The organism is Rhodococcus sp. BS-15 (genome assembly GCF_000813105.1).
Taxonomy (GTDB): Bacteria; Actinomycetota; Actinomycetes; order Mycobacteriales; family Mycobacteriaceae; genus Rhodococcoides.
This window is the reverse complement of sequence record NZ_BAOX01000299.1, coordinates 1-5817: the sequence shown is the minus strand read 5'-3', so window position 1 is coordinate 5817 and position 5817 is coordinate 1. Positions and strand designations below refer to the sequence as shown.

General features: G+C 67.2%; 5 protein-coding genes. All 5 read left to right on the top strand.

Features of this window, described 5'->3' with window-relative positions; all coding sequences use genetic code 11:
* Positions 1-526, top strand: a 526-nt coding sequence (locus tag RHBS_RS23210; RefSeq protein WP_145977577.1) for an ATP-binding cassette domain-containing protein, incomplete at its 5' end; no start/stop codon positions are given.
* On the top strand, positions 523-1293 hold the full coding sequence (locus RHBS_RS23205; protein ID WP_121871586.1) for an ABC transporter ATP-binding protein: 771 nt from the start codon (positions 523-525) through the stop codon (positions 1291-1293). The genes RHBS_RS23210 and RHBS_RS23205, both read left to right, overlap by 4 nt.
* On the top strand, positions 1290-2768 hold the full coding sequence (locus RHBS_RS23200; protein WP_237669606.1) for an ABC transporter substrate-binding protein: 1479 nt from the start codon (positions 1290-1292) through the stop codon (positions 2766-2768). Before RHBS_RS23205 ends, RHBS_RS23200 begins: the two co-directional genes overlap by 4 nt.
* 3 nt (positions 2769-2771) lie before the next feature.
* Complete coding sequence (locus RHBS_RS23195; RefSeq protein WP_220709124.1) at positions 2772-4523, top strand: ABC transporter permease subunit; 1752 nt, start codon at positions 2772-2774, stop codon at positions 4521-4523.
* Positions 4520-5785 (top strand): MFS transporter, encoded by a 1266-nt coding sequence (locus tag RHBS_RS23190; RefSeq protein WP_128646516.1) that lies wholly within the window; start codon positions 4520-4522, stop codon positions 5783-5785. Before RHBS_RS23195 ends, RHBS_RS23190 begins: the two co-directional genes overlap by 4 nt.
* Positions 5786-5817: the final 32 nt, after the last annotated feature.

The following is a 5817-nucleotide window of genomic DNA, read 5'->3' as shown; positions in this document are numbered from 1 at the left end:
TGTCGCCGGAGTTCCGACGCCCCGCCGTCCGCGCACCGCCCGCCCGGCGATGGTTTTCCAGGATTCGGCCACTGCGCTGAACCCGATGGTCACCGTCGGCAGGCAACTCCGCACGCCCGACGCCTCCGCGCTGCTCGAGCGTGTGGGTCTGCGCGACACCGAACGCATATTGGCCTCGCACCCGCTGGAGCTGTCCGGTGGTCAGCGTCAACGCGTCTGTATCGCAGTCGCATTGGCGCGCGAGAGCCCGCTGGTGATCGCGGACGAACCTACGACGGCCCTCGATGTACTCAGTCAGGCGCGGGTGCTCGACGCTCTCCGTGAGGTGGCCTCGCTGCTGCTGATCACGCACGACATCGCCGTCGCCGCGCAGCTGTGCGACCATCTGATGGTTCTCGACTCGGGGCGCATCGTCGAATCCGGTTCCACGGCAGTGATTCTCGACACTCCCGAGTCCGATCTCGTGGTGCGCATGCTCGATCGAGCTCGCACCGCCGACCCATTTCGTCAGCTGGTAGCGCGATGACCGCGGGCTTGGTGGCCACGGACATCACGCGCACCTACGTTCGGCACGGCTCGTCTCGCACCGCGCTGGACGCTGTCACGCTCACGCTGCCACCGGCCGGTCGCATCGCCCTGGTGGGCGAATCCGGTTCGGGGAAGACCACTGTGCTGCGCATACTGCTGGCGCTGGACTCCCCCGATGCGGGAACCGTAGAAGTGGAGGGGCGCACAGTCCGTCCGGGTTCCGCGCGATCGCTGCGGTGGTTTCGCAGACTCGTGCAGTACGTTCCTCAGGATCCCGCGAACAGCCTCGACCCACGCCGCAGTGTCCTGGATCTGGTGGCGACGCCGCTGCGACTTCTCGGCGTCGACGGCGATCATCGAGCCAAAGCAGGTGCCGCACTCGCTGCCGTCGGGCTGGACGAGCGCTACCTGCAGCGCCGACCCACGGAACTGTCCGGTGGCCAGAATCAACGCGTCGCCATTGCGCGTGCAGTGGCATGCGAACCGCAGTACCTGCTGGCGGACGAGCCGGTCAGCGGACTTGACCCTGATCTTCGCGAGCAGGTCCTCGCAGTCCTGGCCGGACTACCGAGCGCATTGCTGATCGTGAGCCACGACCTGTCCGCGGTCGCTCGACTCTGCAGCGAGGTATCGGTGATGCACGACGGCCGGATCGTCGAAACCGGCAGCGTACGAGACATTCTCACCGACCCGCAGCACTCCTACACCCGAGACCTGATCGACGCCGTACCCCGGCTTGCACGACCATCACAGGAGATCCATTGACCACCAACATGTTCCGCATCAGCACCCTGGCAGTGGTAGGCGCCCTCACGCTCGCGGGCTGCTTTTCCTCGGGCGCTTCCGACGACACCACAGATCGGGCCCGCGTTGCGATGCTGCAACCGCCACGCTCGGGGCTTTCGCAGTTCAGCGACGATGCCTTCAAGCTCTCGCGCTGGTCCACCGCCGAAACCCTCGTCACCCTCGACGATCTCGGTGACGCTCAGCCCGGTTTGGCCACCGCCTGGAACCGCGTCGACGAGCGCACCTGGAGTTTCGACCTCCGACCCGACGTGAGGTTCCACAACGGTGCGCCGCTCGATTCCGCCGCCGTCGTCACCGCACTGACTGCTGCCACTACCGCCGCGCCGAAGCCGCGCATCCTCGACGGAGTCGAGCTGACGGTGACCGCCACCGACGAAGACACGGTGGAGGTGGCCACCGAGGACGTCGATCCACTGGTGCCGCAACGACTCTCGAGCCCGCAGCTCGCCATCCTGGCATCCGCGGCCTACTCCGCAGGCGGCAGTGACCCCGTCGGGACCGGCACCGGACCGTTCGTGTTGACCGGAGTCGACGGCACGTCCAGTGCGACGCTGGACCGCAACGACGACTACTGGGGTGAGCCCGCGAAGCTCGCCGGAATCGACGTCGACTTCGTGCCCGACGGTACGTCCCGCGCAGCAGCGCTTCGCAACGGCACCGCCGATGTGGTGGAGGCGATTCCGGTGTCGCAGGCCGCCAACATCGACCCGTCGCTGGTGCACGAGGTTCCGATGCCGCGTACCAACACCCTGTACCTGAACACGTCGTCCGGCGTGTTCGCGGATCCGGCAATGCGTGCCGCCGCACGAGAGTCGGTAGACAAGGATCGCCTGGTCGAGCAGGTCTACGAGGACCGCGCAGACGCCGCGAACGGATTGCTCGGCCCCGCGCTGCCGTGGGCGGCGGACCGTCCCGCGCGCACCGAGACACCGGCCGGCGATGCCACCGGTAAGAAGATCACTCTCGCCACCTTCACCGACCGCGCCGAACTTCCCGAGGTCGCCGTGCTGCTGCAGCAGGAACTCGAGGCGAAGGGCTTCGTGGTCGAGCAGGTGGTGCGCGAATACCAGTTCATCGAAACCGACGCGCTCAGTGGCGCATTCGATGCCTTCATCCTCTCCCGCGCCACCGTGCTCGATTCCGGAGACCCCGTGGCATACATGTACTCCGACTTCGCCTGCGAGGGATCGTTCAACATCTCCCAATTCTGCGACCCGCAGGTCGACGCGGCGTTGGCAGACGCCTCGGCCACCGAACCAGGAGACGACCGCCGCGCCGCGATCCTGGACGCCGAGAAGTTGATCCTGGAGAAGGATGCGGCCGTGCCCATGCTGCACGAACGCGTCATCCAGGGCGAATCCGAAGGTGTGACCGGTGTCGCCCGCGATCCCAGGGAACGCACGCTCATCACCAACCAGACCGCCTTCGAGTAAGCAGTGAGAACCACCGCCTCGCGTCTGGTTGCAGTCGCCGGTGTCGTCCTTCTCGTCGGGATGCTGCCGTGGCTGTCGAATCGCGATCCGGCACTGAGCATTCTGCGGGCCCGCTCGGCCGAGCAGGAAGCAACCCCCGAGGCCCTCGCAGCCATTCGCCGCGACCTCGGCCTCGATGCCGGACCGCTGCGGATGTTCTGGGACTGGTTCACCGGCATCGCGTCGGGCAATCCCGGAACATCCTGGAACACAGGTGAACCGGTGCTGCCAGGAGCCCTCGATGCGCTGCTGGTGTCGCTGACGCTGATGGGTTTCGCGATGGTCGTCGCGATCGCCGCCGCCGCCCTCGTGGTCGTCCCCAGCGTCCGGGCCGGACTCCGGGGCACCCCGAGACGTACCGGGGGCGGCGTCGCCGCGGCGCTCACGTCGATGCCGGAGTTTCTGCTCGCGTCGGTACTCGTCGTTCTCGGTGCCGTGTGGTTGTCGTTCCCGGCCTACGGCTGGAACGGTCCCGAATACGCGGTGCTGCCTGCACTGGCGCTCGGGTTACCTGCGGGCGGGCTGATCGGACGACTGCTCGCCGACGCGATCGCCGTCACCTTCACCGAGGGCTGGGTCATCACGTGGACGGTCGCAGGCTTCTCGCGGCCCCAGATCGCCGGTGCGGTTCTGCGACGCGCCCTCCCCGGCCTCGCATCGCAGATCGGTCTGATCATGGTCGCGATGACCGGCGGCGCGGTGGCCGTCGAAAAAGTCTTCGCCATACCGGGATTGGGCCGCACCACCCTCGGCGACGCGCAGTCGCAGGATCTTCCCGCCCTGCAGATCGACATCATCCTTCTCCTGGCCGTCAGCGCGGTTCTCGGTATCGCGGCCGAACTGGCCCGACGGCTGCTGCTCGGCAGCGCACTGCACGAGAAGGCGATGCCCATCCCCTCCGGCATTTTCCACCCGTCACCGCGGCGCTGGGTGGTGCCGATCGCTGCGGCGTCGGTCCTACTGGTCATGGTCCTTGCCGGACTCCCGCGAGACGGCCAGGCGACGACGCGGGAGAAGTTCGCGGCCCCGTCACCGGCCTACCCCTTCGGTACGGACGCCTCGGGTCGAGACCTGTTGGCCCGCGTCGCCGACGGCGCACTGCGCTCCATCGGTCTCTCGCTTGCCGTGACGCTCGCAGCCCTGGTGGTCGGCGTGCTGCTGGGACTGATTCCGCGGGCCTCCCGTGGGCTGGTCGAGGTCACCAATGCGGCGCCGCCCGTCGTCACCGGCATTCTGATCGCAGCGATCTGGGGTCCGAGTGCAGGCGGGGCGGCCGTCGCCGTTCTCATCGTCACGTGGGCTCCGCTCGCCGCGCACACGGCCGCCCTCGTCGAGGAGACCCGCGCTCGGCCGTACATCTCCATCCTGCCGACACTCGGGGCAGGAAATGCGCGAATCCTGTTCGGGTCCGTCGTGCCCAGCGTCGTTCCGGCAGTGCTGCGGCACGCCATGATTCGGCTCCCCGGCGTCGCTCTCGCGCTCGCGGCCCTCGGATTCCTCGGCCTCGGTCCGCAACCCCCCACTGCGGATTGGGGATTGATCCTGTCTGACGGGGTCGCCGCCGTCGAGCGGGCACCGTGGGTCACCGCTGCTCCGCTCGCGTCCTTGATCGCACTCGCCGTTCTCGCAGTCTCGCTCGCCGGTGCCACCTCGGGGCGCGTGCGGAAGACCGGTAGCGTCATCGAGAAAGTCGACGCAGGAGGGCGCAGTACGTGAGCACGAGGACCGACGGATCGCCGACGCGGTGGCGGTGGTCATTTCTGGTCGATCTGCGGCGAGCGACCCCCACCGTCCGCCTGCTCGTCCTCACCCAAATGACCTTCAACATCGGCTTTTTCATGGTGTTGCCGTATCTGTCGGTGCACCTGACGAGTGATCTCGGGCTCGGGGCCGCTCTCGTCGGCGTGGTCCTCGGAATCAGAACCTTCTCGCAGCAGGGACTGTTCTTCGTCGGTGGCACCCTCGCCGATCGGTGGGGCATCAAGCCGGTCGTTCTCTTCGGCTGTGTGTTGCGCGTGTTGGGATTCGTGGGTCTGGCCTTCGCCGATTCGCTTGCGGCCGTGCTGATTGCCACGGTAATGGTCGGTTTTGCAGCCGCATTGTTCTCTCCTGCAGTCGAATCAGCAGTTGCGATCGAGGCGGGCAAGAGTGAGCGCGACGGTGGTGCGACGCGGGTGGAGACGTTCGCGTTGCTCTCGGTGTGCAGTCAGATCGGCTCGTTCACCGGCCCGCTCGTCGGATCGGTGTTGCTGCTCGTCGACTTCCGCATCGCCTGTCTCGTGGCGGCCGCCATATTCGTTCTGGTCATCGCCGCTCACATCAGGTGGTTGCCGCGCGAACGCGGTGAGCATCGCGACGACCCATGGCTCTCGGGCTGGACCGACGTGGTGCGCAACCGGACCTTCGTGCTGTTCGCGGTGGCGATGAGCGCACAGTTGGTGGCCTACAACCAGCTGTATCTGCTACTGCCGCTCGAGGTCGAACGCGCGTGGGGCTCACAGACGGTGCTGGGCTGGTTCTTCGCGATCTCGGCGGTACTCGTGGTATCGACGCAACTGCCGATCACTCGACGCGTCGCGGGGATATCGCCTCGTGTCACGCTGCCCGTCGGGTTCGCCGTCATGGCAGCATCTTTCGTCTTGGTCGCGGTATTCAGTCCCTTGGAGTTGGAAGGTCTGCTCGGGCTGATCCCGGCTGCGCTCTTCGTGCTGCTACTCGCCCTGGGGCAGATGATCGCCATGCCCCAGGCTCGGGATCTGGTGCCGCGCATGGCCGCCGAACGCCGACTCGGTTCGTACTACGGCTTCATGGCCTCGCTCGGGGGCATCGGAGTGCTCATCGGATCAATTGCACTCGGTGTGGTGATCGACGCCTCCCCCGACACCGGCTGGGGCGCAGCGATCCCGTGGCTGGTCGCGGCTCTGTTCCCCATCGCCAGTGTCATCGGACTGCGCGTGGTGCTAGCGCGCCTCGACTGACAGCCCCCCTTCCCGGCCCCCCGCCCCCAATC

Bases quoted from the DNA above. Each gene is read 5' to 3' on its own strand.
- RHBS_RS23205 (WP_121871586.1), top strand. From the start codon at position 523: ATGACCGCGGGCTTGGTGGCCACGGACATCACGCGCACCTACGTTCGG.